General features: G+C 63.2%; 24 protein-coding genes. 16 read left to right on the forward strand and 8 right to left on the reverse strand.

Annotated features, from left to right (window positions below):
* Window positions 1-72 precede the first annotated feature (72 nt).
* Both pgm and NZN28_RS08230 read left to right on the forward strand, forming a co-directional pair.
* Complete coding sequence (gene pgm, locus NZN28_RS08225) at window positions 73-1,719, forward strand: phosphoglucomutase (alpha-D-glucose-1,6-bisphosphate-dependent) (protein ID WP_295397114.1); 1,647 nt, start codon at window positions 73-75, stop codon at window positions 1,717-1,719.
* Window positions 1,720-1,846: 127 nt separating this feature from the next.
* Complete coding sequence (locus NZN28_RS08230) at window positions 1,847-3,070, forward strand: PEGA domain-containing protein (RefSeq protein ID WP_295397116.1); 1,224 nt, start codon at window positions 1,847-1,849, stop codon at window positions 3,068-3,070.
* A 145-nt stretch (window positions 3,071-3,215) separates the two neighbouring features.
* Here NZN28_RS08230 and NZN28_RS08235 read toward each other — a convergent pair whose 3' ends face one another.
* Window positions 3,216-4,370, reverse strand: coding sequence for a class I SAM-dependent rRNA methyltransferase (locus tag NZN28_RS08235; RefSeq protein WP_295397118.1), 1,155 nt, complete (start codon window positions 4,368-4,370; stop codon window positions 3,216-3,218).
* Between the two features lie 290 nt (window positions 4,371-4,660).
* On the opposite strand from NZN28_RS08235, the gene NZN28_RS08240 reads away from it, so the two are divergent.
* The 10 genes from NZN28_RS08240 to NZN28_RS08285 all read left to right on the forward strand — a co-directional run bounded on the left by NZN28_RS08240 (window position 4,661) and on the right by NZN28_RS08285 (window position 14,099).
* Complete coding sequence (locus NZN28_RS08240; protein WP_295397120.1) at window positions 4,661-4,975, forward strand: V-type ATPase subunit subunit G family protein; 315 nt, start codon at window positions 4,661-4,663, stop codon at window positions 4,973-4,975.
* An 8-nt stretch (window positions 4,976-4,983) separates the two neighbouring features.
* Window positions 4,984-6,966 (forward strand): V-type ATP synthase subunit I, encoded by a 1,983-nt coding sequence (locus NZN28_RS08245; RefSeq protein ID WP_295397122.1) that lies wholly within the window; start codon window positions 4,984-4,986, stop codon window positions 6,964-6,966.
* 62 nt (window positions 6,967-7,028) lie between these two features.
* A complete protein-coding gene (locus NZN28_RS08250; RefSeq protein ID WP_295397160.1) occupies window positions 7,029-7,325 on the forward strand; it encodes a F0F1 ATP synthase subunit C in 297 nt (98 codons plus the stop codon).
* A 76-nt stretch (window positions 7,326-7,401) separates the two neighbouring features.
* Window positions 7,402-7,968: a V-type ATP synthase subunit E gene (locus NZN28_RS08255; RefSeq protein WP_295397124.1), complete on the forward strand. Its 567-nt coding sequence runs from the start codon at window positions 7,402-7,404 to the stop codon at window positions 7,966-7,968.
* Window positions 7,969-7,970: 2 nt separating this feature from the next.
* Entirely contained in the window at window positions 7,971-8,948 is a 978-nt protein-coding gene (locus tag NZN28_RS08260; protein WP_295397126.1) for a V-type ATPase subunit, read from the forward strand.
* Window positions 8,949-8,973: 25 nt separating this feature from the next.
* Entirely contained in the window at window positions 8,974-9,294 is a 321-nt protein-coding gene (locus NZN28_RS08265; RefSeq protein WP_295397127.1) for a V-type ATP synthase subunit F, read from the forward strand.
* 67 nt (window positions 9,295-9,361) lie between these two features.
* A complete protein-coding gene (locus NZN28_RS08270) occupies window positions 9,362-11,098 on the forward strand; it encodes a V-type ATP synthase subunit A (RefSeq protein WP_295397129.1) in 1,737 nt (578 codons plus the stop codon).
* A gap of 69 nt (window positions 11,099-11,167) precedes the next feature.
* Window positions 11,168-12,568: a V-type ATP synthase subunit B gene (locus tag NZN28_RS08275; RefSeq protein WP_295397131.1), complete on the forward strand. Its 1,401-nt coding sequence runs from the start codon at window positions 11,168-11,170 to the stop codon at window positions 12,566-12,568.
* A gap of 99 nt (window positions 12,569-12,667) precedes the next feature.
* Entirely contained in the window at window positions 12,668-13,333 is a 666-nt protein-coding gene (locus tag NZN28_RS08280; protein WP_295397134.1) for a V-type ATP synthase subunit D, read from the forward strand.
* Window positions 13,334-13,745: 412 nt separating this feature from the next.
* Window positions 13,746-14,099, forward strand: a complete 354-nt coding sequence (locus NZN28_RS08285; protein WP_295397136.1) for a hypothetical protein — start codon at window positions 13,746-13,748, stop codon at window positions 14,097-14,099.
* On the opposite strand, the gene NZN28_RS08290 is transcribed toward NZN28_RS08285, so the two are convergent.
* The 6 genes from NZN28_RS08290 to uvrC all read right to left on the reverse strand — a co-directional run bounded on the left by NZN28_RS08290 (window position 14,063) and on the right by uvrC (window position 19,823).
* Window positions 14,063-14,830: a nitrilase-related carbon-nitrogen hydrolase gene (locus tag NZN28_RS08290; protein ID WP_295397138.1), complete on the reverse strand. Its 768-nt coding sequence runs from the start codon at window positions 14,828-14,830 to the stop codon at window positions 14,063-14,065. The genes NZN28_RS08285 and NZN28_RS08290 overlap by 37 nt on opposite strands.
* Entirely contained in the window at window positions 14,827-15,168 is a 342-nt protein-coding gene (locus NZN28_RS08295) for a hypothetical protein (protein WP_295397140.1), read from the reverse strand. The genes NZN28_RS08290 and NZN28_RS08295 overlap by 4 nt, the downstream gene beginning before the upstream one ends.
* 25 nt (window positions 15,169-15,193) lie before the next feature.
* Window positions 15,194-15,505, reverse strand: coding sequence for a hypothetical protein (locus NZN28_RS08300; RefSeq protein WP_295397143.1), 312 nt, complete (start codon window positions 15,503-15,505; stop codon window positions 15,194-15,196).
* A gap of 54 nt (window positions 15,506-15,559) precedes the next feature.
* A complete protein-coding gene (gene thrC, locus NZN28_RS08305) occupies window positions 15,560-16,846 on the reverse strand; it encodes a threonine synthase (RefSeq protein ID WP_295397145.1) in 1,287 nt (428 codons plus the stop codon).
* Between the two features lie 82 nt (window positions 16,847-16,928).
* The gene (locus tag NZN28_RS08310) at window positions 16,929-17,945 is read right to left on the reverse strand and encodes a homoserine dehydrogenase (protein ID WP_295397147.1); all 1,017 of its coding nucleotides are present in this window, start codon (window positions 17,943-17,945) and stop codon (window positions 16,929-16,931) included.
* A gap of 75 nt (window positions 17,946-18,020) precedes the next feature.
* Window positions 18,021-19,823 (reverse strand): excinuclease ABC subunit UvrC, encoded by a 1,803-nt coding sequence (gene uvrC / locus NZN28_RS08315; RefSeq protein ID WP_295397149.1) that lies wholly within the window; start codon window positions 19,821-19,823, stop codon window positions 18,021-18,023.
* Window positions 19,824-20,082: 259 nt separating this feature from the next.
* Here uvrC and NZN28_RS08320 point away from each other — a divergent pair, with 259 nt between their 5' ends.
* The gene (locus NZN28_RS08320; RefSeq protein WP_295397151.1) at window positions 20,083-20,487 is read left to right on the forward strand and encodes an NADH-quinone oxidoreductase subunit 15; all 405 of its coding nucleotides are present in this window, start codon (window positions 20,083-20,085) and stop codon (window positions 20,485-20,487) included.
* Window positions 20,488-20,809: 322 nt separating this feature from the next.
* Here NZN28_RS08320 and NZN28_RS08325 read toward each other — a convergent pair whose 3' ends face one another.
* Window positions 20,810-21,553: a cyclase family protein gene (locus NZN28_RS08325; RefSeq protein ID WP_295397153.1), complete on the reverse strand. Its 744-nt coding sequence runs from the start codon at window positions 21,551-21,553 to the stop codon at window positions 20,810-20,812.
* A gap of 697 nt (window positions 21,554-22,250) precedes the next feature.
* Here NZN28_RS08325 and queG point away from each other — a divergent pair.
* From queG to NZN28_RS08340, 3 genes are all read left to right on the forward strand, one after another.
* A complete protein-coding gene (gene queG / locus NZN28_RS08330) occupies window positions 22,251-23,354 on the forward strand; it encodes a tRNA epoxyqueuosine(34) reductase QueG (RefSeq protein WP_295397155.1) in 1,104 nt (367 codons plus the stop codon).
* Window positions 23,355-23,445: 91 nt separating this feature from the next.
* Window positions 23,446-23,985, forward strand: coding sequence for a hypothetical protein (locus NZN28_RS08335; RefSeq protein ID WP_295397157.1), 540 nt, complete (start codon window positions 23,446-23,448; stop codon window positions 23,983-23,985).
* A gap of 143 nt (window positions 23,986-24,128) precedes the next feature.
* Window positions 24,129-25,235, forward strand: coding sequence for a type IV pilus twitching motility protein PilT (locus NZN28_RS08340; RefSeq protein ID WP_295397158.1), 1,107 nt, complete (start codon window positions 24,129-24,131; stop codon window positions 25,233-25,235).
* The last annotated feature ends 296 nt before the right edge of the window (window positions 25,236-25,531 follow it).

The following is a 25,531-nucleotide window of genomic DNA, read 5'->3' on the forward strand; positions in this document are numbered from 1 at the left end:
GGACGATAGACCCCCCACCCGCATTGCCCAACCCAGGCTCACTGCAATAAACTCCTTCCAGAAGGAGTTCCCATGAGCCTACACCCCCTGGCCGGCCAACCCGCCCCGCACGGCATTCTGGTTAACGTTCCCCGGCTGGTGAGCAGCTACTACGCCCTAAAGCCCGACCCCGAAAACCCCGCCCAGCAGGTGGCCTTTGGCACCAGCGGCCACCGGGGTACTTCCCTTCTGGGCACCTTCAACGAGGCCCACATTCTGGCGGTCTCGCAGGCGGTGGCCGAGTACCGGGCTGAGCAGGGCATCACCGGGCCGCTTTTTCTGGGCATGGACACCCACGCCCTCTCCGAAGCGGCCTGGATGACCGCGGTGGAGGTGCTGGCGGCCAACGGGGTGGATGTGCGGGTGGAAAAAGGGCGGGGCTACACGCCCACCCCCCTCATCTCCCACGCCATCCTCGAGTACAACCGGGGCCGCGAGGCCGGACTGGCCGACGGCATCGTGATTACCCCCAGCCACAACCCCCCGCAGGACGGCGGCTTCAAGTACAACCCCCCCAGCGGCGGCCCTGCCGACACCAGCGTGACCCGGGTCATTCAGGAGCGGGCCAACCAGATTCTGCGCGATGGCCTCGGCGAGGTGAAGCGCTGGCCCCTGCGCCGGGCGCTCGAGGTCGTCAAGGAGTTCGACTTCGTCACCCCCTACGTGCAGCAGCTAGGCCGCATCCTGGACATGGAGGCCATCCGGGGGGCGGGGGTGCGGATTGGGGTAGACCCGCTTGGGGGCTCTTCGCTGGCGGTCTGGCAGCAGATTGCCGAGCACTACGGCCTGAACCTGACCCTCGTCAACGAACAGATAGACCCCCGCTTTGCCTTCATGACCGTGGACAAGGACGGCAAAATTCGCATGGACTGCTCGTCGCCCTACGCCATGGCCTCGCTGATTGGCCTGAAAGACCGCTTCGACGTGGCCCTTGGCAACGACCCCGACGCCGACCGGCACGGTATCGTGACCTCCGACGGACTGATGAACCCCAACCACTACCTGGCGGTCTGCATTTTCTACCTCTACCAGCACCGCCCCCAGTGGAGCCCCGAGATGGGGGTGGGGAAGACCCTGGTCAGCAGCAGCATGATTGACCGGGTGGCCCAGAGCCTCGGCAGGCGGCTGGTAGAAGTGCCGGTGGGTTTCAAGTATTTCGTGGAGGGATTGTTGAATGGAACCCTTGGGTTTGGCGGCGAGGAAAGCGCGGGGGCCTCGTTCGTGCGCATGGACGGTACGGCCTGGAGCACCGACAAAGACGGCATAATTCTGGGTTTACTGGCCGCCGAGATTCTGGCCAAGACCGGCCAGTCGCCCAGCCAGCACTACCGCGACCTCGAGGCCCGCTTCGGCGCTTCGGCCTACACCCGCATAGACGCCGAGGCCAACAGCGCCCAGAAGAGAGCCCTGGCCAACCTCTCGCCCGAGCTGGTCGCGGCCACCGAGCTGGCCGGCGAGCCCATCCGGGCCAAGCTGACCCAGGCTCCGGGCAACAACGAGCCCATCGGGGGGCTCAAGGTGGTGACCGAGAATGCCTGGTTTGCCGCCCGCCCCTCCGGCACCGAGGACGTGTACAAGATTTACGCCGAGAGCTTCAGGGGCGAGGCGCACCTCGAGCGGGTGGTCAGCGAAGCCAAAGAGGTGGTCAACGCCGCCTTCAGGGCGGCGGGGGTCTTGTGAACCCGGCCCGAAAAGCCTCCTCTACACCTTGCTAAAGACTTGCTCAACGCCAAGGTTAACCCTGGCTGAACGGCTTCTCACGCCTGCCAGACGGTGTATCCTACCCTGGGGGTGGAGGAGGCCATACATGAAGCGAATCTTCACGGCACTAGGATTACTCGCAGGCGCTGCGCTGGCTGCGCCCGAACTGAGCCCCCAGGGCATCATCGTCAACCCCATCCCCACCGACTTGCAGGTGCGGGTCTGGGTCAACAAAGACCCCGCCAAGACCGGCAACCCGGTCTACCAGATTGGCGAGCGCATTCAGGTTTCGGTGCAGGTCAACCAGGAGGCCTATGTCTACATCTTTAGCGTCAAGTCCACAGGCGAGATTGGCCTGATTCTGCCCAACGCCTTCGACCAGAACAACCTGCTGCGGGCTGGCGAAACCCGTACCTTCCCACCCGCTACCGGGGCCCGCTACAGCCTGGATGTGGGGGGCCCAGAGGGGCAAGACCGGGTGCTGGCGGTGGCCAGCCGCCAGCCGCTTTCGCTGGCGCAGATTGCCAACATCCAGACCGGGCAGGTCAACGTGCAGGGGGCCGATAACCTGGCCCGGGCGCTCTCCATCGTGGTCACGCCCCTGCCCGAGCGCGACTGGGTGAGCAATGTGGCCTTCTTCATCGTGGGGCGGGCCGCAGTAACGCCGGTGCAGCCCGTACAGCCGGCCACCGGAACCCTGAGCGTCAACTCCACGCCCAGCGGGGCCCAGGTGTTGGTGGAAGGCCGGGTGGTGGGCAATACCCCTCTAAACCTGGTCTTGCGACCCGGACGGGTGGACCTCGAGCTGCGCCTGGGGGGTTACCAGGCCTTCCGCACCTCGGCGCAGATTCGGCCCGGCGAGACCACGGTCATCAACGCCAACCTGACGCCCGTGGTCCAGGAGGGCTTGTTGCAGATTAACTCCAACCCGCAAGGGGCACAGGTGTTGGTGAATGGCCGGGTGGTGGGCAACACCCCACTCAACCTGACGGTGCAGCCGGGCCGCTACGATATTGAGCTGCGCCTGGGGGGCTACCAGGGCTTCCGCACCTCGGTGACGGTGGGCAACGGGCAGACCGTGCCGGTGAGCGTGAACCTGCAAGCCCTGCGGGGTGCGCTCGAGGTCTTCACCAACGTGGAAGCCCGCATCTTCCTGGATGGGCGCGAGGTAGGCCAGACCCGGGGCGGTTTCCTGCGGCTCGAGGACGTGGAGCCTGGCAACGTGCAACTGGTGGCCCTCACGCCTGGGTTCCGGGCCGAGGTGCGGGACGTGCGGCTGGAGCCCGGGCGGGTGCTGCAAGTCCGCCTGAACCTGAACCGCGCCCGGTAAATCTCTGTAGTCAAGACGAGGTGGCCTGGCGCCGCCTCGTTCATTTTTGGCCGCAGGTGGGTTTACGGGGTGCTTTGATGGTTGAACCGCACTCGCAATGTCGCATGTCTCAGGTCACAGGTCCAGATACGCCAGGCTTGGGGCCCTACATGACCTCCAGCAAGGCAAACTTCAGATAGTAGGTCTCGGGCACATTGAGCAGCACCGGATGATCCCAGCCCTGGCCGCGCTTTTCCAGAACCCGCACGGTGCGGTGGGCATCGGCAGCCGCTTCGGCCAGCATCTGGTAGAAGAGCGGCTCGCTCAGGTGGTGGCTGCATGAAGCGGTGGCCAGAATTCCCCCGCTGGGCAGCAGTTTCATGGCCCGCAGGTTAATCTCTTTGTAAGCTCTATAGGCCCGCTCCACATCGCGCTTGCCCTTGGCAAAGGCTGGCGGGTCCAGCACAATCAGGTCGTACTGGCTGCCGCGTTTTTCCTGTTCCCGCAAAAACTCAAAAGCGTTGGCCTCTTGGGCTAGGAGGTTGGTCAAACCGTTGGCCTGGGCGTTTTGCAGGGCCCTTTGCAGGGCGGCTGCCGAGCTGTCCACGGCGATTACCTGTTCAAAACCCAGGGCCAGGTGCAGGGCAAACGAGCCGTGGTAGCTGAACACATCCAGAGCGGTTTTGCCCCTAAAGCTTTGCAGGCGAATACGGTTGTCGCGCTGGTCAATAAAGGCCCCGGTTTTCTGGCCTTCCAGGAGGTCTGCGCGGTACCGGATGGCACCCTCCCGAACCATCACAAAGGGCGGTACTGAACCGCGCAAAGGCTTGATCTGCAAGGGCAGTCCTTCCAGGCTGCGGGACTTCTGGTCGTTTTTGGCCAGCAGGCTTTGCAGGGAAAGCTCGGCTTGAATCAGCTCGGCCAGGGTCTCCGTGAGGGGCTCCAGGGCGGCTGAGCCCACCTGCAGTACGCCGTGCCCGGCATAGTAATCGAGCACCAGGGCAGGCAGCAGGTCGCCCTCGGCATGTACGAGTCGGAAGGCGCCCTCTGGCTCCTGGGCAAGGGCCGCTTTGCGCCGCTCCAGGGCTTTGCGAAGGTTTTCCAGCAGAACCTCCTGGGGTCGGCCCGTGTCGCCGAAACTGAATACCCGTACCGTGATTTCGGAAGCAGGGTTGTACAGGGCCAGCCCCAGCACGCCCTTGTCGGATTGAACCGGGTACAAGCCGGGCCGATCAGGCCCCTCGAGCACATCGCTTCGATAAACCCAGGGATGATGGGCCAGCAGCCGGGCCGCACCCCTGGAAGTCACACGAATCTTCACCCTGCGAGTCTACACCGGATTCTACTGGCTCGAACCCGGCGCTGCTGCTTAGCTGAACATGGAAGTATTCCATAGTTGAGGGGTTGTTCGAGCATCGGGTGCTTGAGGGTACGCTAAAATGTGTGCTTTCCAACAAAAAGCGGGCGAAAGTGTTTGTTGTATGCTATTTCGCGTTGACACGAATCCCCAGAAATCGCTATGATTCTTGGGGTTCATTTTGAGCAAGTTTTCACTTGCTCTTTTTCTCGCTGTACAGAGGCCGCAAGGACGGCACCAGGAAAGGAGGGAACGTGGCAGGATCAGGACTAATCAAAAGCCTGGCAGAGCGTGAACAAGCTCTGGCGAAGCAGCTTGAAGACGCCCGTCAGGCAGCCGAGGCCAGGGTTCGCGAGGCCGAGGCCAGGGCTTCGCAGATTCTGGCCGAAGCCGAGCAGGCCGCGCAGGAACTGGAAGCGCAGTTCCGAGCCCGGACCGCTGAGGCGGTGGCCCGGATCGAAAGTGAGGCCAAAGCTAAAGCTGAGGCCGAGGCCAGGGCCATTGGCGAAGCCGCGACTGCCAAGGTCGCGGGGGCGGTTCAGGCGGTGCTGGGGGAGGTATTGCCTTGATTGCGCCCATGGAAAAGCTGATCGTGGCCGGCCCTAAGCGGCTCGCGCGGGAGCTTTTGAGCGAGCTGCAAAAAGCCGGGGTGGTTCACATTGACCCCCTGCGCCCCGATGAGCTGAGCGAGTACCGCCTTTCCCCAAGCGAGGAAGCCGAACTCAAGCGCTGGGAAGCGATAGCCTCCCAGGCCGAGCAGTCGCTTGCGGTGGTGGGCCTGACGGCAGCAGCGGCGGCGAAGCAGTTTGGGGGTTCGCTCGAGGAGGCCGAAGCCACCCTCCGACCCGTGGCCAACCGGGCCGAGGTGCTGGGCAAGGAGCGGGCGGCCCTCGAGGAGGAGATTCAGACCATCGAGCTGTTCGGCAAAGCCGCCGACAAACTGGCGGCTTTGGTGCACGGGCTGGATCGGAGCCCCCGGCTGGCGGTCATTCCCTTTCTGCTCTCCAAAACGGAGGAACTCGAGGGGGTTCGAACCGCTCTGCAACAAGCCCTGGAAGACCGCTTTGTCCTGGATGCCGAGGCCCTGGACAACCAGGTAGCCGCAGCCGTGGTGGTCAGGCGAAGCGAGCTCGAGACCGCCCGCTCGATTCTGTCGCGCCTGGGCCTGGCCGAGCTGCGCTTTCCGGGGGTGTATGGCACTCTGCCACTTTCCCAGGCCGCTGCCCGCATGAAAGAGCGGGCCAAACTGGCCCCGGAGGAACTGGTCGGCATTCGCGAGGAGATTGGCAAGCTCAGGGCGGAGTCCAGGGAAGCCCTAACCCTTTTGTGGACGCGGGCCAAAGACGAGGTCGCCCGCTACAAAACCAGCACCGATCTGGCCGCAGGTCGCTACGGGGTGGCCCTGATGGGCTGGGTGCCCCAAAAAGCCAAAGGGCGGGTGGAGGAGGTGCTGGGCCGGCTGCGCGACCAGATCGTGTATACCTTTGAACCTGTGGATGAGCACCACGAGGGACACCAGGTGCCGGTCACGCTGGAAAACCCGGCCTGGGCCAAGCCCTTTGAGCTTTTGCACAGTTTCCTCAACACCCCCCGCTACGGTACCTACGACCCCACCCTGATGATTGCGGCGTTCTTTCCCTTCTTTTTCGGCATGGTGGTGGGCGATATCGGGATTGCGCTGCTGTTTGGCTTGCTGGCTTACTGGCTGGGCTCGCTGGCCAAGGCTCGCAAAAACCTGGTTATTGGCTTCCTGGGGGCCAATTTTGGCCCCGATGTTGTGGGAAGCCTCTCCAAGGTGCTGTGGTGGATGACCGGCTGGGCGGCGGTCTGGGGCTTTATCTACGGGGAAGCCTTCGGCACCTTCCTGGAAAAGCTCAAAATACTGCCGGGGGGCGGAACCATCTTCTACGACCCCAACCACGGAGGCCAGGGTCTGATCCCCATGACCATCAACCGCCTCGACTTCGAACAAACCGCCACCTTGCTGATGCTGGCCAGCATTGCCTTTGGGGTGTTGCAGGTGCTGTACGCCTTTGTTATCCGCATGCAGCAGGGCCTTAAGCACGGCCACATGAGCCACTTTTGGGAAGGGCTGGGGTATCTGGCCGGTTGTGTGGGTCTGATTGCTTTTGCGTACAACTACCTCACCCAGTCCAACAGCGGCCTGCTCACCGCAATTTTGGTGGTGGGGTTGCTTTTGTTTGTGGTCAGCGCCCTGCTGGCCAAGATGCCCCTGATGATTGCCGAGCTTCCTTCCAAAGGGGGGCAGATCCTCAGCTATATCCGTATCTATGCGGTGGGGGTCGCGGGGGCCTTGCTGGCCAGCCTGGCCAACCAGGTGGGCTTTGGACTGGCCGAGCGGCTCGGTTTTGTGGGAGGCATCCTGGGGTTTGTGGTGGGTTTGGTGATTCTGCTGGCCGTCATCATTATCACCACCCTGGGCCACGTGCTGCAACCAATCCGTTTGCTGTGGATTGAGTTCGGCACCAACTTTGGTTTTTACGATGAAAGCGGACGCCCTTACCGCCCCTTCAAGTCGGTTCGAGGCGAAGAACGTTGATCCACAAAGTGTCGGGCAGCGACCCGGCAGGTTGGAACCAAAAGAAGAAAAGGAGAACGCACATGAAGATCACTAAAGCTGCTAAGTTGGTTTCGGTTTTTGTCTTTGCCCTGTTGGTTACCGTTGCCTTCGCTGCCGAAGGCGAAGCGGCTGCGGGTGCGAACTATGCGGCCATTGGCAAGGGGCTGGCGATTGGCCTGGGTATTTTGGGCACCGGTGTGGCCCAGTCGGCCATCGGCGCGGCAGCCCTGGGGGCTGTGGTGGAAGATCGCCGCAACTTTGGTACGGCCCTGCTGTTCTTCCTGCTCCCTGAGACGCTTGCCATCTTCGGTCTGGCTTTCTCGTTCCTCATCAACTAAGCCCGGTGGCTGCTCGCCGGCTGTGCTCTGGCATTGCCCTTGGCCATCGGCGATCAGCGAGTGAGAGAGGAGCGCAATGTCGAAGCTCGAAGATATTTTGCAAAACGAGGTGGCGTCGGAAATCAACGCCATTGCGACCGAGGCAGAGGCCAAGGCCAAAGCCATTTTGGACTCCGCCCGGCAAAAGGCCGAGGCCCTCAAGGCGGCCCGAGAGCGCCAGCTCGAGGCCGAGTACCAGGCCTCGTTGCGCCGGGCCGAGAGCGCTGCCGAGCTGACCGTCAACCAGGCCCGGATTGCGGCCCGTGGAAAGGTGGTGGATCTGGTCAAGGCCGAGGCGGTGCGCTCTTTGCAAGACCTGACCGCTCGGCCTGAGTTTGGCCAGACCCTAGAGAAGCTGGCCGAAGAAGCCCTGGCTGAGGTGGGTGAGGCCGAGGCCCTGGTGCTGCACCCCGACCATGCCTCGCTGCTGGGCGACTGGGCCAAGCGCAAGGGTCTGGAGCTCCGAACCGACCCGGCCCTTCGGGACGGGGTTCGCCTGGTGGCCAAGGGGGGGCGGTCTTTTGTCCAGAACACGCTCGGGGAGCGCCTTGAGCGGGCCTGGGACGCTTTGTCGGCCAAAGCGGCCAGAGCCATCTGGGGGTAGGTATGGCGGGCAGCGGCTTCGCTTACCTAAACGCACGCCTGCGGGCTCGGCGCAACCAGATGGTTCCCGAGGCGTTTTTCCAGCAGGCCGTGGGACAGTCGTTCCCCGATTTCGTGCGTTCGCTGGAAGACACCGTTTACGGCCCGGACATGGTGGGCGATTCCCTGGCCGATGTGGATCGGGCGGTGACCAATCACATGCAGCGCATGGTCGGCGACCTGCCCGGGCTGGTCAGTGGCAACATGCGCGAGGCGGTCAACCTCCTATTGTTGCAATCTGATCTGACCAACCTCAAGACCATCCTGCGCGGTAAGGCGGCAGGGCAGTCTGCTGAAGAAATCAAGGGCAGGCTGGTGAGCGGAACCTTGCCCGAGGTTTTGATCAACGCCCTGCTGCAAGCGCCGGATGCGGCCAGCATGGCCCAGGTGTTGCAACTCCCAACCCACCCGCTGGCCAAAGCCCTGCGCGGTGCAGCAGCTGGCAACCCCGATGCGCTTTCCCTCGAGGTGGCCCTCGACCGCGATTTTTACGCGTTTAGCCTGGAAAAGGCCCGCCGCTTGCGGGAGCCTGCGCTGGCCTCGTACTTTGCCTTGCAGGTTGATGCCCTCAACCTGGCCACGGCCTTCAAGCTACAGGCCCTCGGGGTGGGCGGGGCCGAAGGCTACTTTGTGCCGGGCGGTAGCCATGTAAACGCCATCATGTTTGGGCGGGTGGCCGCCGGGGACTTTGGGGCTATGGAGGCCCTGAATGCGACCCCGCTGGCCGCTGCCTCGAGCGCCCGCACCCTGGGCGAGCTCGAGCGGGCCTTGCGCCGGGCCCTGCTGGAAAAAGCGGCCCAGGGCGGCAGGGATACCCTGGGGGCCGGCTTGGCCCTGGACTACATCCGCCGCAAGGAATGGGAGGGAGCGCGCATTCGCCTGCTGGCTCGACGTGCTTTCTACAACCTGCCGACCGACGCGGTAGCCAAGGAGGTGGCCTGATGACCGGGGCCCCAAAGGAGGTCGTATGAAAATCGGTGTTCTGACCGATGCCGAAACCGCCTCTGGCTACCGCATAGCGGGCCTCGAGGCCGTCACCGCGACTGCCGACGAGGCGGTGCAAAAGCTCGTCGAGATGATTCAGTCCAACCAGTATGCCCTGGTGGCGGTTGACCAGAATCTGCTCCCCGACCCCAACAAAGCGACCGAGCGGGTCATGCGCGGGCGCAGCGCGCCAGTGCTTCTGTCGCTGCCCAACCTGCTGGAGAGCTTTAGTGGGGGCGGTGATGCCAAAGCCTACATGCGCAGGCTGGTGCGGGAGACCATCGGATTTGACATCAAGCTGTAGGCCCATGGCGGATGGCCGGTAGCCGAGGAACCGCCCCTGGCCATCTGCATCCGACAAAGGAGGATATGTGGGAACCATTAAAAAAATCGCAGGGCCGGCGGTCATCGCCGAGAACCTGCAGGGCGCCAAGATGTACGACATCGTGCGTGTCGGCAACGAGAAACTGGTAGGGGAGATCATCCGGCTGGATGGCAATACCTGCTTTATCCAGGTATACGAAGATACCAACGGCCTTAAGGTGGGGGAGCCCGTGGTGACCACCGGTCTGCCGCTGGCGCTGGAGCTGGGGCCGGGGCTTTTGAACGGCATCTTCGACGGGATTTTGCGGCCCCTGGACAAAATCCAGGCCGTTTCGGGGATTTTCATCAGCCGGGGTATTGAGGTCAGCTCGCTTGACCGCACCAAAAAATGGGACTTCACCCCCCTGAAAAAAGTGGGCGATGTGGTCAAGGGCGGCGACATCCTGGGCACGGTGCCCGAGTTCAGCTTCACCCACAAGATTCTGGTGCCACCCGACAAGGGCGGCACCATCAAGAGCATTGTGCCGGCGGGACAGTACACCATTGACGACACCATCGCCGAGCTCGAGGACGGCACCAAGCTGCGCATGGCCCACTTCTGGCCGGTGCGGAAGCCGCGCCCGATTCAGAAAAAGCTCGACCCCAACCAGCCCTTCCTGACCGGAATGCGCATCCTGGACGTGCTCTTCCCGCTGGCGGCGGGGGGCACCGCGGCCATTCCGGGCCCCTTTGGCTCGGGCAAGACCGTAACCCAGCAGAGCATTGCCAAGTTCGGCGATGCCAACATCGTGGTCTATGTGGGCTGCGGGGAGCGCGGCAACGAGATGACCGACGTGCTCGTGGAGTTCCCCGAGCTTGAAGACCCCCAGACCGGGCGGCCCCTGATGGAGCGCACCATCCTGGTGGCCAACACCTCCAACATGCCCGTGGCGGCCCGCGAGGCCAGCCTTTACACCGGCATCACCCTGGCGGAATACTTCCGCGACCAGGGCTACAAGGTCTCGCTGATGGCCGACTCCACCAGCCGCTGGGCCGAGGCGCTGCGCGAGATTGCCTCGCGCCTCGAGGAAATGCCCGCCGAAGAGGGCTACCCCCCCTACCTTTCCTCGCGTCTGTCCAGCTTCTACGAGCGGGCCGGCAAGGTGGTCACGCTGGCCGGCGAGCAGGGGGCTGTCTCGGTGATCGGGGCGGTTTCCCCGGCAGGCGGCGACTTCTCGGAGCCTGTGACCCAGTCCACCCTGCGCATCACCGGGGGCTTCTGGGCGCTGGATGCGCAGCTGGCCCGCGCCCGTCACTTCCCCGCCATCAACTGGGCCCGTTCGTACTCGCTCTTCCTGAACATCCTGGAGCCCTGGTACCGCGAGAACGTGGCCCCCGACTATCCCGAGGTGCGCACCCAGATCATCACCCTGCTGCAACGCGAGGCCGAGCTGCAACAGGTGGTGCAACTGGTGGGGCCCGATGCCTTGCAGGATGCCGAACGCCTCTCCCTCGAGATTGGCCGCATCGCCCGCGAAGACTTCCTCCAGCAAAACGGCTACGACCCCGTGGATGCGAGCTGCTCGATGGCGAAAGCCTACGGCATCATGCAGATGATTATCGCGGCCTATAAACAGGGCGAGATTGCTCTTTCGAAGGGGGCGACCATCACCGACTTCCTCACCGACCCGGTGATCGAGAAGATTGGGCGGGCCCGTTACGTGCCCGAGGCCGATTTCCCTGCTTACAAGGCCGAGTTCGACCAGATGATCAAGACCGCGTTCCTGGGGGCTGTCAAGGCGTAAAGGATGTCGAAGGTCGCAGGTCAAAAAGACCCAACTGGCGACCCAAGACACCTCCAACGGAGGTGAACGATGCTCAAAAAAGAATACAACGCCGTAACCTACGTCTCCGGGCCCCTCTTGTTCCTGGAAGGGGCCGCTGACCTGGCCTATGGCGCCATCGTGAACATTGACGACGGTACGGGCCGCATTCGCGGCGGCCAGGTGATTGAGGTTTCCGACCAGTACACCGTGCTGCAGGTCTTCGAGGAGACCAGCGGGCTCAACCTCGAGCGCACCACCGTCTCGCTGGTGGAGGATGTGGCCCGTCTGGGGGTTTCCAAGGAGATGGTGGGCCGGGCCTTCAACGGTATCGGCAAGCCCATTGACGGCCTGCCGCCGGTGGTGGCCGACAAGCGCCTGCCCATCAACGGTGCCCCCATCAACCCGGTGGCCCGTGAGAAGCCCGAGGAGTTCATCCAGACCGGGGTGAGCGCCATTGACGTTAACATGACCCTGGTGCGCGGCCAGAAGCTGCCCATCTTCTCCGGCTCGGGTCTGCCGCACAACGAGCTGGCCGCCCAGATTGCCCGCCAGGCCAAGGTGCTGGGTGAAGGCGAGGGCTTCGCGGTGGTGTTTGCGGCCATGGGCATCACCCAGCGCGAGGTGAGCTACTTCATGCAGGAGTTCGAGCGCACCGGAGCGCTTTCTCGCTCGGTGCTCTTCTTGAACAAGGCCGACGACCCCACCGTCGAGCGCCTCCTGACCCCCCGCATGGCCCTCACCGCCGCCGAGTACCTGGCCTTCGAGCACGACTACCACGTGCTGGTGATCCTTACCGACCTGACCAACTACTGCGAGGCCCTGCGCGAGATTGGCGGGGCCCGCGAGGAGATTCCGGGCCGCCGGGGCTACCCCGGCTACATGTACACCGACCTGGCCTCGCTCTACGAACGCGCTGGGGTGGTGCACGGCAAGAAGGGCTCGGTCACCCAGATTCCGATCCTCTCCATGCCGGGCGACGACATCACCCACCCCATCCCCGACCTGACCGGCTACATCACCGAGGGCCAGATTTTCATTGCCCGCGACCTGGCCCAGCAGGGCATCTTCCCCCCCATCAACGTGCAGCCCTCGCTCTCGCGTCTGATGAACAACGGCATCGGCAAGGGTAAGACCCGCGCCGACCACAAGGAGCTGGCCGACCAGCTCTTCTCCAGCTACGCCCGCGGGGTGAACCTGCGCCGGCTGGTGGCCATTACCGGGGAAGATGCCCTGACCGAGATGGACAAGAAGTACCTGCGCTTTGCGGCCAACTTCGAGCAGAAGTTCATCAACCAGGGCCAGAACGAGCGCTCCATCGAGGAGAGCCTGAACATCGGCTGGGCCCTGCTTGCAGACTTCCCGGCCTCCGAACTCAAGCGCATCCGACGGGAGTACATCGAGCAGTACCACCAGAAGACCGGAAAGCTGGAAGAGCTGGCGGGAGCGTAACAATGCTGAGAGTCCAGGGCCGAAAGTCTAAAGCCAGGAGCCGAGGCGTCCTGTGCCCTTTGCCTTCGGCCTTTGGCTTAAAGCGCACCGGAGGTGCACATGGCTGAACCTGTTTCACCGACCCGCTCCACCCTGCTGGCCAAGCGCGACCAGAAGCGGCTGGCCTTGCAAGGCGTTGACCTGCTCAAGAACAAGCGGGATGCCCTGATTGGGGAGTTTTTTGCCCTGGTGCAGGACTCCCTAAAGGCTCGAGAGGCCCTCAACAACGCAGCCAAAGACGCCTACTTCAGCTTGCTGATTGCCAAGGCGTTTGATACCCCCGAAGCCGTGGAGTCGCTCTCGGGTACGCCCATAGATGTGCACATGGAGGTGGAGAGCCTCTATGGGGTGAAGGTGCCCAAGATTTCCGCGCCTGCTCCGGATGGGGCCCTGGCGTTCAGTCCGATTGGGGTGGGGGCCAAAACCCTGGAAGCCGCCACCGCATTTCGCAAGCTGGCCGAGGCCATCGTGGCGGTGGCCAACACCGAAAACCGTCTGCGCAAAATCGGCGAGGAAATCAAGAAAACCAACCGCCGGGTGAACGCTCTGGAGCAGATCTCCATCCCCGAGATCAACGAGCAGATCAAGTTTGTAACCGACACCCTCGACCAGCGGGCGTTGGAAGAGGTGACCACCCTCAAGCGCATCAAGGCCGCCATCCTGGCCCGCGACGCCGAGGAGCAGGGCATTGTCTCGGCGCACATCGAGAAGGGCGCGGGGTTGTAGGAAACCAGGCTGCTGCCATGCCCCGCCGTGCGGCGGGGCTTTTGGCTGCCTGAGTGTATGACAACCGCAGGGTGGGGCGGGCGAGCCCAACTTCAGGTGTATTGGCAACTTTAGAGCGCTCTTCACATATTCAGAGCCATTCGAGCTTTGCCCTGGACAGAACAGTGCCGCCTGGAAACTCGAAAAGATGCGTCTCGGCCCAGACGCAACGCAGACAAGCGTACCTCACCTTGGTGAGGCACGTCTGCTTGTCCCTTCTCGTTTTCGTGGGCGGCCACGTCTGTGAAGAGCGCGATTAGCCTCCTGCCCCCAACCCGCTGCTTCCTGCCCCTCGGTTCCTACAGTTTGCAAAGGGTTCAAGCAAAGGCCGCTCATCCCTCTCAAAGCACAAAGGGCCCTAGAATAAACTGCAATGCTTGACCTTTTCGTCGCCTTGGGTTTGTTTTTGTTGGGGTTGGCCGTTGTGAAGCGCTCTGGTTGGGCTTGGGGGGCAGTGGGGGTCTGGCTCAACCTAATCTGGTTCATCTACCAGAACGAGCTGGGCCAGGGCTGGCTTTTCTACCTGCGCGGGGTGGGGCTGGCTTTCCTGCTGGCAGCGGGCTTCCGTCAGTACGGGCTGGCCTGGGCTTTGTTGCCCTGGCCGCTGTTGCTGGCGGGGCGTTTTGAGGCGCCAATGCTCTGGCCCTACTTTCCGGCCTGGGGCGAGGGCTTGATGCTGGGGGCTTTGGCCTACTTGTTGGCGGGGCTTTTCAAAAGGCCCGCGTAAAGCTCCGGGCGGCGCTGGGGAAATACCGGGAACTCCTGGCGTAGCCGGGCCGGGTAGCCGGGGTCAAGCTCCACGACCCCTACCCCCTCGGCCTCTATCCGTAGCAGCTCCATGCCCAGGGGGTCTACGGCCAGGCTGGCCGCGCCGAAGGGGTCTTCGGCGTGGTTGACCGCAACCAGGTAGGCCTGGTTCTCGGCGGCTCGAGCCTTGCAAAAGAGCTCCCAGGCGTAGCTCCGGCTCATGGGCCAGGCCGAGGGAATCAGGAACAGGTTGACCCCCGCCAGGGCATAGGCGCGGAAGAGTTCGGGGAAACGGAGGTCGAAGCAGATGGCGATGCCGGCCTGGAATGGTCCCAGCTCGAGCTGCACCAGGTCTTGCCCAGGGGTCATGTGGGCCGGTTCGTTGAAGGCGGGAATCAGGTGGGTTTTGGTGTAGGTGGCCCGCAGGCCTTCAGGCCCGATGACCTTTGCCCGGTTGGCGTAGCGGTTTTGGTGGGGCTCGAGCACCCCCGCCACCACCGTGAGGCCCGACTGCTTGCAGAACTGTGTGAGCGCAGACAGCACCCAGGGGGTCTTCTGCGCTTCCTCATAGCGGTACACGCTGGGAAAAAGCTCGGGCAGCACCGCGACCTCGGCGCCTTGTTGATGGGCTTGCTCGAGCAGGGAGAGGGCCACTTCCAGGGTGGCCTCGGGCGTTTCGCGGGTGGCCAGGTGGACCAGGGCTACTTTCATGCTTTTTCTCCCAGACGGTAGGCCAGGTACGGCAGACCCAGCCCCAGGGCGCTACCCAGTAAAGCCGCCCCGAACTGCCCCCCCACGCCCAGCACCAGCCCCGCAAGCTGCACGAGTACCAGGGCTGCCAGAACGTAGATGTACAGCGGAATCACAAAGGGCTTGCCACTCCCGTACTGCACCAGCCCGGCACCCACCAGGGTGGTCACCGAGAGCGTGGAGCCGAAGGGGCTCGGTTGTACAAAGAAAAACCAGACGAAACCTGCGATGCCGGCGTAGATCAGGGTGCGGGCCAGCCGGTCGGGGGCCAGCGAGCGTCTCCAGAAGGTGCCGTGCATGGTCAGACCCGGCTAGAAATGGGGCTCAGGCTTTGATAAAGCGCCAGACCACCAGGCTCGAGATTATAAGCCCCAGGCCGCCCCAGGCCACCTGGGGTTCGCTGCCCGCAAAGCCGAGCAGGGCCGAAAAGACCCCCGCGCTCAGAAAGCCCAGGGCATACTTGGGGTTGACCGTCACCCCCAGCAACAGCGCCACCAGGAAACCCGAAAGAGCGGGCGGCAAACCTGCGCCAACGGCGACCACCACCACCAGCAGCCCCAGGGTAATGACCAGGCCGATGAAGTACGCGCCTGAAAAAGGTTCTTTGTTGGGTTTTTCCTTTGCTTTCTCTGCCATGCTTCGTACCTACCCTATAGCTTACCGCCTTTTGGCCCGGCAAGGCGCTTCCGCCTACAGCAAATGCGCCTTGAGGGCCGCAAGGGTGGGGCCGATGGTCTCGACCTGGGTGGGCCGGCTGTAGAGGATTTGCAGGGCCTCCTCGGTGGGGGGTTCCTGGCCCAGCGCCTGGGAGACCGCGTCGGGAAACTTGGCCGGGTGGGCGCAGGCCAGGCTGACGAGGGGGGTGGGGTCGCCCGTCGCCTCGCGGTAGCGCGCCTGGGCTTCTAAGCCCACGGCGGTGTGGGGACAGGCGATGTAGCCGTAGGCATCGTAGGTTTGTTTCATGCGGCTCAGGGTGGCCTCGTTCGAGACGGTGGTGCCCCAGACCCAGGCCCGCAGTTTTTCCGCGCCCAGAAGGGTGTACAGGCGCTCAAAGTTGCTGGGCGAGCCCACATCCATGGCGTTGGAAAGGGTGGCGATGGTGGGGTGGAAGCCATAGGCCTCGGCTTTGCCCTGCAAAAAGTCGGGGAAGAAGTGGTTGGCGTTGTGGGCCGCAATAAACTTGTGAACCGGCTGGCCCATCCAGGCGGCCAGAACGCCCCCCATCAGGTTGCCCAGGTTGCCGCTGGGTACGCAAAAGTTGACCCTTTCCGCCGGTAGCTGCCGGGCGGCCCACAGGTAGTATAGCGCCTGTGGCAAAAGCCGCCCGATGTTGATGGAGTTGGCGCTGCTCAGGGGCAGGTGGGCCAGTTCGGGGTCTACAAAGGCTTCCTTGACCATGCGCTGGCAGTCGTCGAAGCTGCCCTCCACCGCAAAGCTGCGAACCCCCGGTCGCCGGGTGATGAGCTGGCGTTCCTGCACCGCACTCACCTTGCCCTTGGGGTAGAGCAGCACCACCTCGATGTTGTCCTGGCCTGCGAAGCCGTCGGCCACCGCGCTGCCGGTATCGCCCGAGGTGGCCACCAGGATGATGCGGCGCTCCCCCCGCTTGCGCAGGAAATACTGCATCAGGCGGGCCATGGTGCGGGCGCCAAAATCCTTGAACGAAAGGGTGGGGCCGTGGAAGAGCTCGAGCACGTATAAATCGTCCGAGAGCTTGACCAGCGGGCAGGGGAAGTTCAGGGCCTCGCGGAGGATGGGCTCGAGGTCGGCCAGGGGCATTTCATCCTTCAGCCATGCCCCCAAAACCGCGACCCCCACATCAGCAATGGAGCGGGCCTGCTGCCACAAGGCGGGCTCGAGCCTGGGAATCTGGTCGGGCACGTACAGGCCGCCGTCCGGGGCCAGCCCCTTGAGCAGGGCCTCCTCAAAACGCACCGGGTTTTTGTGGGGGTCGCGGGTGCTGTAGTAGCGAATCATACAACGGGATTCATCATAACGGGTGCGTTACAGGTCTCAGGATGGCTGACCTGGGTACTTTCAGCCTCGGGCCTTGTAGCGTTCAGACTTCCTCGAATGGCTCCGCTGCCTGCGCAGGCACCGGCGCTGCCGAAGGAACGGGCTGGTGGCCGGGCAGGCCCAGCAAGGCCCGGTAGAGGTCGCCCAGAACGGCGCTGGCGGTCACACCCCCCCCGGCCCCGGCCCCGGCGAAGACCAACGGGCCTACGGGGTCGCCCTTGTAGACCAGGGCGTTGCGTCCGCTGCCCAGGGTGACCAGCGGGTGCGACTCCGGCAGGCGCACCGGGCGCACCGCCGCCACCCACTCGCCCTGTTCGGGGAAGAGGCTGGCCACCAGCTTGATGGCATAGCCTTCGGCACGGGCTTTTTGGAGCAGTTCGGGGGTGAGGTGCTGGATGCCTCGAGTGCGGTGCATCACCTTTTCCCAGGAAAGCCCCGGGTCTACCGTAAGCCGCCCCAGCACACAAATCTTGTGGGCCGAGTCAATCCCGCCCACATCCAGGTTGGGGTCGGCCTCCAGATATCCGAGGCTTTTGGCTTCCTGGAAGGCTTCGTCGTAGGAAGCCCCCTCCTCCATGCGCCGGATCAGGTAGCTACAGGTGCCGTTCACGATGCCGTGCATCTCCAGGGTCTGGTTGCCCCACAGGCTTTGCAGGGCCCCCAGGATGGGCGTCCCGGCCATTACGCTGGCCTCGTAGTAGAGGTTGCCCTCCTCGGCGTGGGGGCGCAGCTCGTCCCAGCGCTCGGCCAGCAGGGCCTTGTTGGCGGTGACCACCGGAAGGCCCATTTCCAGCGCCTGCAAAACCAGGTCGCCGGCCAGGGTGGTGCCGCCTGCGACCTCCACCAGCACGTCCACGTCGTCCAGAAAGCCTTCGGGGTTGTCGGTGAGCAATCCGGCGGGAATGCCGGGCCGGCTCTTGCTTGGGTCGCGCACCAGCACTCTGGCCAGTTCGACCTCGAGGCCCAGCGCCGCAAAGCGAGCGCGGTGCCCGGGCAACAGCTCGGCCAGAGCGCTTCCGACCGTACCGGCTCCCATCAGGGCGATTCGCACGGTTTCCATAGGCGTAAGCCTACCGCGCTGCAAAGGAGAATGCCAGCCGGAGGCTATGGACCCCAGGTAATGGAGATTCCCTTTTCAGGCTGTTGACCCCTCGGGAGGGGTGACGGCCCCCAGGGCCTGGAGCACTGCCTGGGCGCTCCTTCGGTCGAGGCCCGGCAGCCGGGCCAGCTCTTCCACGCTCATGGCCCGGAGTTCATCCAGGGTCGAGAAGTGGTGCAGCAGGGCTTTTTTGCGGGCCGGGCCGATGCCCGGAATATCGTCGAAGATGCTCTTGAGGGCTTTTTGGTTGCGGAGCTTGCGGTGGAACTCGAGCCCGTTGCGGTGGGTTTCGTCGCGCTGGTAAATCAGGAGTTGCAGCGCCGGGTGGGTGAGGGGAAGGGCAATGGTTTTGCCGTCGGGCAGCACCAGGGTCTCCTCGCGCTTGGCCAGCCCCACCAGGGGAATCTCCAGCCCGGCCTTTTCCAGGCCCTTGCGGGCGGCCCGCACCTGCCCCAAGCCCCCGTCAATCAGAATCAGGTCGGGGATGGGCATGCTCTGGGCCAGGCTGCCGGTGAAGCGCCGAAAGAGGGTCTGCTCCAGGGCGAAAAAGTCGTCGGGCTGGCCCTGCAAGCCCCTGATTTTGAGGCGGCGGTACTCGGCTTTTTGGGGCCGGCCCCCCTCGAACACGGTGATGGAGCCCACCACGCTCTCGCCCAGCAGGTTCGAGATGTCGTAGCCCTCGATGCGGTAGGGGCGGCGGGAAAGCCCCAAGACCTCCATCAGCCCCTTGAGGCCAGGGTGGTCGCCCTTGCGCTCCAGCAGTTTGAGTTCGGTCTGGAGGGCAGTCAGGGCATTGTTCTGGGCCAGTTCAATCAGGCGGGTCTTGTCGCCGCGCTGGGGCACGCGCACCTCCACCCTGCGCCCTTTGGCGCTCAAAAAAGCCGAGAAAGCCTCCTGGGCCTCGAGTTCGAAGGGCAGCAGCACCAGGGGAGGCAGGGGGGTGGCTTCCAGGTAGTAGTCGCGCAGGAAGGCTTCCAACAGCTCCGCATCGCTGGCTTCCTTGACCCCCTCCACAAACCGGCTGATGCGCCCGAGCATCTGCCCCCCGCGCATCTGGTAGTGCTGGAGCAGGGCGTAGTCGCCGGCCCGGGCAAAGCCCAGAAAATCCAGGTCGCCTAGCTCGGGGTCGTAGGCTTGCTGGCTGGTGCCGAAGAAACTCCGCACGGCCTGGAGCTGGTCGCGGATTTCCGCGGCCCGCTCGAAGTCCTGGTTTTGGGCGGCTGCCCGCATCTGTTTTTCCAGGCTTTCGTAGAGGGCCTCCACCTTGCCGTCCAGCAGGTTTTCGACCTGTTGCACCACCAGGGCGTACTGGGCCGGGTCGGCCTTGCCCACGCAGGGGGCCAGGCAGCGGCCCATGGCGTGGTTGAGGCAGGGGTAGCGCCTTTTCTTGAAGGGGAATCCGGAGTTCTGGCGCAACGGGAAGAAGCGGTCCACCAGGCGCTTGATGCGCCGCACTGCCGATGCCTCGGGGAAAGGCCCCCAGTAGCGGGCGCCGTCGTTCTGCACCCGCCGCACCACCATCAGCATGGGCCATTCCTCGTGGGTCAGCTTCAGGAAGGGGTAGTGCTTGTCGTCCTTCATCAGGACGTTGTAGTGGGGGCGGTGGTGCTTGATCAGGTTGGCCTCGAGCAGAAGCGCCTCGACCTCGTCGCGTACCACGATAAACTCGAGCCAGGTGGCTTCCCTCGATATCCGCAGGCTTTTGCCTTCGCCATGAAAATAGCTGGTCACGCGGGCCTTGAGGTTTTTGGCCTTGCCCACGTAAAGGATGGCCTCGCCGGCCTTCCACAGATAGACCCCTGGGGTCTCGGGCAAGGGAGGAAGGTCTTCCAGCCGCATGTGAACCTTATCCTAGTACACCCCGTGGGGCCTTGTGTGACCTGTTTCCGACCTCTTTCACCTTCTGGGGAGAGGGTAGCGGGGTAGAAGCATCGAACGACGCCCAGGGCCAGAAACGGTTGGGATGGGGCCTGGCCGGAACAGGGATTGTTGGATCTCGAGGGGGTTCTACCTGGCGTGCTTGGTGCATTTCGAGTCCTCGCCAGTGGCCGAATGGGGTTTTTAGACTTTGTAGCCCCAAACCGATAAACTAAAAGGCATGAGTGCTGCCCATGACCCTCACCACGACGAACTGCTGTACCAGGCCTGGGTACAGGTCATTGAATGGCTGAAAGAATACGCCGCCGAAAAGGGGGTGCTATTCAGCAAGGAATCCGACTTCCCCGACTTCATCTACCGCATGGAGCGCCCCTACGAAGTGCCCACCACCATGATGGCCGTCTCGCTTTCGGATGAGCGCGGGGAGCCTTTCTTTTTTGCTTCGGTCTCGCCCCGGCATGCCAAGCTCAAGCACGTGGCCTTCCGGGTGCCCGGGGGCCACATTCACCACCATGCCCACTGGGAAGACGGCAAAGGGCTTATGCTGGAAGGCAAATTTCCCGTGACCCGGGACAGGCTCTACCAGATGGCCGACCGGGCCCGCGCGGCGCTGGCTCGGGTTTAAGTTTCCTGCGTAAAAAGTCGTAAATATACCCACAGTTTCCAAAGAGCGATGACCCTCAAGTCCCTCCTTACCGCAGGGGGGCATTTGCCAAGGCCTTCACAGATTGTGTGAAGGGCCAGGTCAGCCACTCCACCTGGCCTCCCCTACCAAGGCAGAGTAGGGACAGAACGAGTCCAGGCTAGGCTTGACTCACTTCGCTCACCGTGCAGATGTGGTTGTATAAGCTCTTATGCACACAGTACTAAGATTGTTCTGTCGCATCATTTGGTGGCTGCCCCGTGAATCTTTCCAGTTCCAAAGCCAGGTCATTCAAGGGTCCGTGCTACCAGATGGCCATCACCCGGCTGGGCCCGCCCGAAGCGCCTTTGTGTTTGGGCCCGCCCACAATAATCATGGCCCCACTGGGGCGTACGGTGGCCAGGTTGGCCAGGTTCTCGAGGCCATACTTGCCTGCGCCCAGCAGGGTCACATGGCTTTTGAAGTCCTTGGAGGCGCCAAAGTCCAGCGACAGGGTGTCCACCCCCACCCCCACAATGTTGCGCTGGCGCACTAAGAACTCTGCCGCCGCCGGGCTGAAACCGGGGTAGTGCTGGACGTTGGAGCTGTCGAGGTTGACGTAAGCCTTGGCGTCGTTCACGCGGCTGTCCCAGCCCGAATACATGGCCACAAAGGCCCCGTTGGGTAGCCGTCCGTGGCTGCGCTCCCAGGCCAGGATGTCGTCCACGGTCACCTCGGCGTCGGGGTTGCGGTCGGCCTTGGCTTTGATGTTGATGACGGCCAGGGGCGCAATCAGCCGGTTGGCAGGCAGCGCGTCGGCTGTGGCGGCGCCGTCTACAAAGTGGGCGGGGGCGTCCATGTGGGTGCCGGTGTGTTCCCAGATTTCCAGGGTGTTGCCGTAGTAGCCATCCTTTTTGACTGTTACCACCTCGGTGATTTTCATGGGGCTGGCGCCAGGGAACATGGGGAAGCTGGGCGAGACCACGTGGGTCAGATCGGCCACATTGCTGAAAGCCTTGCCGGCTACCTGGCTCTGGGCCTGGGCGCTGCTGGTCGCTACCGCAGCCATACCAACCGCCATACCCAGAAGTTCCCGACGGTTTAGGCTCTTTTCCACCAGACCCATCACGCAAGGTGCACACATAAGCAACCTCCTGTCTAAACCTTCAAGCACCCACCCAACGGGTTCGTGTTCAGGCAAGGCTTGAGTGGCTCGAGTTTATGACCGGCATGAAAAAAAATGCAACGGGCCGGTTGGGTTTTCACCTATCAAGGATTTTTCCGGAGCAAAAAAGCCCAACCCGCGTAGGGTCGGGCCAGGGCCGAACCGGTCAAAGGACATGGTTTCGGACTCAGCCACCTGAGGAGTTATTAGGCCCTTTCCCGCTAATACCCACTTGGCTTGAACGCTTTGCATACTATCGCGCTCCACAGATGTGGCCGCCCACGAAAACGAGAAGGGACAAAGAGACATTCCTCACCGAGGTGAGGCACGCTGGTCTGCGTTGCGTCTGGGTCGAGACGCATGTGTTCGAGTTTCCAGGCCACCCCTGTTCTGTTCAGAACCAGGCTTTCTCGAACTTGAATGGCTTGTGAAGAGCGCTCTATTGAAGCGAAGCGGAGGTTCGGGCGTAGGGGGCAGGGGTTGGAGACCCAACCCCCCCTTCCATTCTGTGTTTCCTTGAACGTGGCCTGTGCGCCGAAAGTTGGTGTAATACCGTTCTTCAATCTTGCGTTGACCTCACTGAAGCGCGCACAATCTGGGTGTGGATGCGGCGGAAATCCTTACCCAGGCTGCCCAGGAACAGGGCTTTCTGACGGCCTGGGCGGGGGTGGCGTTGCCGCCGCACAGCCAGGCACGCTACCAGGCCTGGCTCGACCAGGGCCGGCAGGCCGAGATGGGCTATCTGAGCCAAAATCTGAGCACCCGCCTCAACCCCACAAGTCGCTTCGAGTGGGCCAGAAGCGTGCTGGTGCTGGCCGCTCCCCACGCCTATCCGCCGCCAGAGAAGCCGCCCGGTGGCCTTCGCCTGGGCCGGGTAGCCCGGTATGCCTGGGTGCGGGACTACCACCTGCGGGTGTACCCCTATTTGCAAGAACTCGAGCGCCTCGCCCAAAGCCTGGGCCTGCAGGCCCAGGGCTACGTGGACACCGGCCCCCTCTCCGAGCGCTCCTACGCCGTGATGGGCGGCCTGGGCTGGATTGGGCGCAACACCATGCTGATGCGGATGGGCGAGGGGACTTACCTGACCCTGGCGGTCTTGCTGACCTCCCTCGAACCGCCCCCGGCGGAAGGGGGGCTCTACCCCAATCGCTGCGGCACCTGCTGGCGCTGTGTGGTGGGCTGCCCCACGGGGGCGCTTTTGGGCGATGGGACGCTGGACTCGAGGCGCTGCATCAGCTACTGGACCATCGAACACCGCGGGCTCATTCCGGGGGAGTGGTGGGCAGGTATGGGGGACTGGCTCTTTGGCTGCGACCTCTGCCAGGAAGTCTGCCCCTGGAACCGCAAGACCCGGGCCTTCTGGCAGGGTTTTGTGCCTGAACCCGAACTGGCCTACCCCAACCTGGAAGACTTTTTTTTCCTCTCCTCCCGAGCCTTCCAGCGCAAGTACGCCGGCACGGTTTTCCTCCGTCCGGGCCGCACCCGCATGGCCAGGAATGCCCTGGTGGTGCTGGCCAATCTGGGCAACCCCGACTACCTGCCCCTGGTGCGACAGGGGGCGCGCGACGTCAATCCGCTGGTGCGGGCGACGGCAGCCGAGGCGCTGGCCCGGCTGGGCGATCTGGACTCGGTGGCTGCGCTATCACAAGACCCGGAGCCGTGGGTGGCGGGGTTGGCTCGAGGGTTCCTGGAACATCCCTTCTGACCGTGGCTTCATGTATAGAGCGCTCCAAACTCTTCGCTTTCGGGCCGCCCATCGGCAAACCCTCTTCCAGCCGGTGTAGACTAGGAACCGGATGCGAACGGTTCGTGATTTACGCCTGGCGGGCTTGATTGCCTATCTTGCGGCCCTCATTGCGGGGCTGATCGTTTCGGGACTGGTGCACCTGGCGTTTGGCGGGCGGGGCCAGTTTGGCTGGGAGGGTTTGAACTTCTTCGGCCTTGTGGAGGGGCTGTTCTTCCTGCTGGTCTTTACCCTGAGCCTCTGGATTGCCAAACGGGCCGTCAAGGTAACCACCACCACCCTGCTCTCAGCCGGAATTTTTGCGCCCACCTCGGCCCGCAGGCTGGCCAGGCCGGTGCCGGTCATCAATGCGCTGCAATCCTTCGAGGGCAACATTGCGGTGTTGCTCGAGGCGGGGCATCCGGTGGGTGTGATTGGCATGGCCGACTCGCTGGTGCCCTGGGACGAGGCCCCGGTGGTGCCGGGAGAGACCGCGGCCAGCGAACTGAGCTCCCTGTTTCGTCAGCACCAGATTGTGTTCGTGGCCGATGGCGACACCGTCCATGGCATGATTACCCGCGAGCGCTACTTCAAATACCTGGGAGCAAAGTGAAACCGCCGGGCCTTATTCTGCCGGCCCGACGGAGCGCTTCGGCATTGAAGGCGGGCCTGCACCTTTGCACCAGGCAGGGCGAGCGGCAGATGAACATACCTTGTGTTTGGCTTGACGTATTCTAGAGGCAACTGGAGAGACGCATGACCAAAGCCCCGGATATCGTAGATTTGCTCAACCTGGCTGTAGATCGGAACTCGAGCGACCTGGTCATCACGGTCGGTCTGCCCCCAATGGTCAAAATTGACGGCGAATTCCACCCCACCGAGTACGAACCCCTAACCCCCCAGGAAACCCGTCGCCTGACCTACGCCCTGATGGACGAAAAGCAGCAGCGGGTCTTCGAGGAGGAAAAGGAACTTGACTTCTCCTTCAGCCTGCCAGGCAAGGGCCGCTTCCGGGTCAATGTCTTCCTGCAGCGTGGCAGCGTGGGGGGGGTGTTGCGGGTGGTGCCTTCCAATGTCAAGAGCTTCGAGGAACTGGGCCTGCCCAAGAACGTGGCCGAAATTGCCCTGAGCCCGCGCGGGCTGGTGCTGGTGACCGGGCCGACCGGTTCCGGAAAGTCCACCACCCTGGCCTCGATGATTGACTTCATCAACGAGCGCAAGCCCTGCCACATTGTCACCATCGAGGACCCCATCGAGTTCTTCCACCGACACAAACGGGCCATCATCAACCAGCGCGAGATTGGCTCCGATACCCATGGCTTCGACAAGGCCCTGCGCTCGGTGTTGCGCCAGGCCCCCGACGTGATTCTGGTGGGGGAGATGCGCGACTATGAAACCATTGCGGCGGCCATTACCGCTGCCGAAACCGGCCACCTGGTGATGGGCACCCTGCACACCAACAGCGCCCCCGAGACCATTGACCGCATTATTGATGTTTTCCCTGAGGCCCAGCAGGAACAGGTGCGGGTTCAACTTTCCAACAACCTGGTTGCGGTGCTTACCCAGCAGCTTCTGCCCAAGGCTTTTGGGGGAGGGCGTGTCCTGGCCTACGAGCTCATGATTGCGACGCCAGCAGTGCGGGCGCTCATCCGAGAAGGCAAGACCCACCAGCTTGTGAGCGTGATCCAGATTGGTGGGCAGCACGGCATGATCACCATGGATGCCTACCTGGCCGACCTTTTCAAGCGCAAGCTCATCGCCTACGAGACGGGGCAACAGCGGGCGGTAGACCCCAAGGAGTTTGCTCGTTTGGCAGGCGCAGGCAGTGGTGCGCCGCAGGCCAGCGGCATGCGTCGCCCCTGAGTTTTTGCAGTATTTGCCCGGCTTAGGGGGTCTTGGCTGCCCGCCTTAAGCCCAGTGCAAGGCAACTCTGCCCCAAAGAGCGCACAAAGCCGCTTCGCTGCCATTTGCTACCCTACAGGGGTGTGGGGCGTTCGATACTCTGGGCGTAATCTGAGCGTTCCCGCCGTTAAGGTGTGAAAATTTGCTTTATCGAGAGCGCCTCAGCGCGTAGTCTTGGTAGAGATATGGTCGGGCATTCTGATAGATAGCTGGCAGGGGGCTTTTCGGGTGGCTTTAGCGAGATTTCGTCGAGTACT

Source organism: Meiothermus sp. (assembly GCF_025056915.1).
Taxonomy (GTDB): domain Bacteria; phylum Deinococcota; class Deinococci; order Deinococcales; family Thermaceae; genus Meiothermus.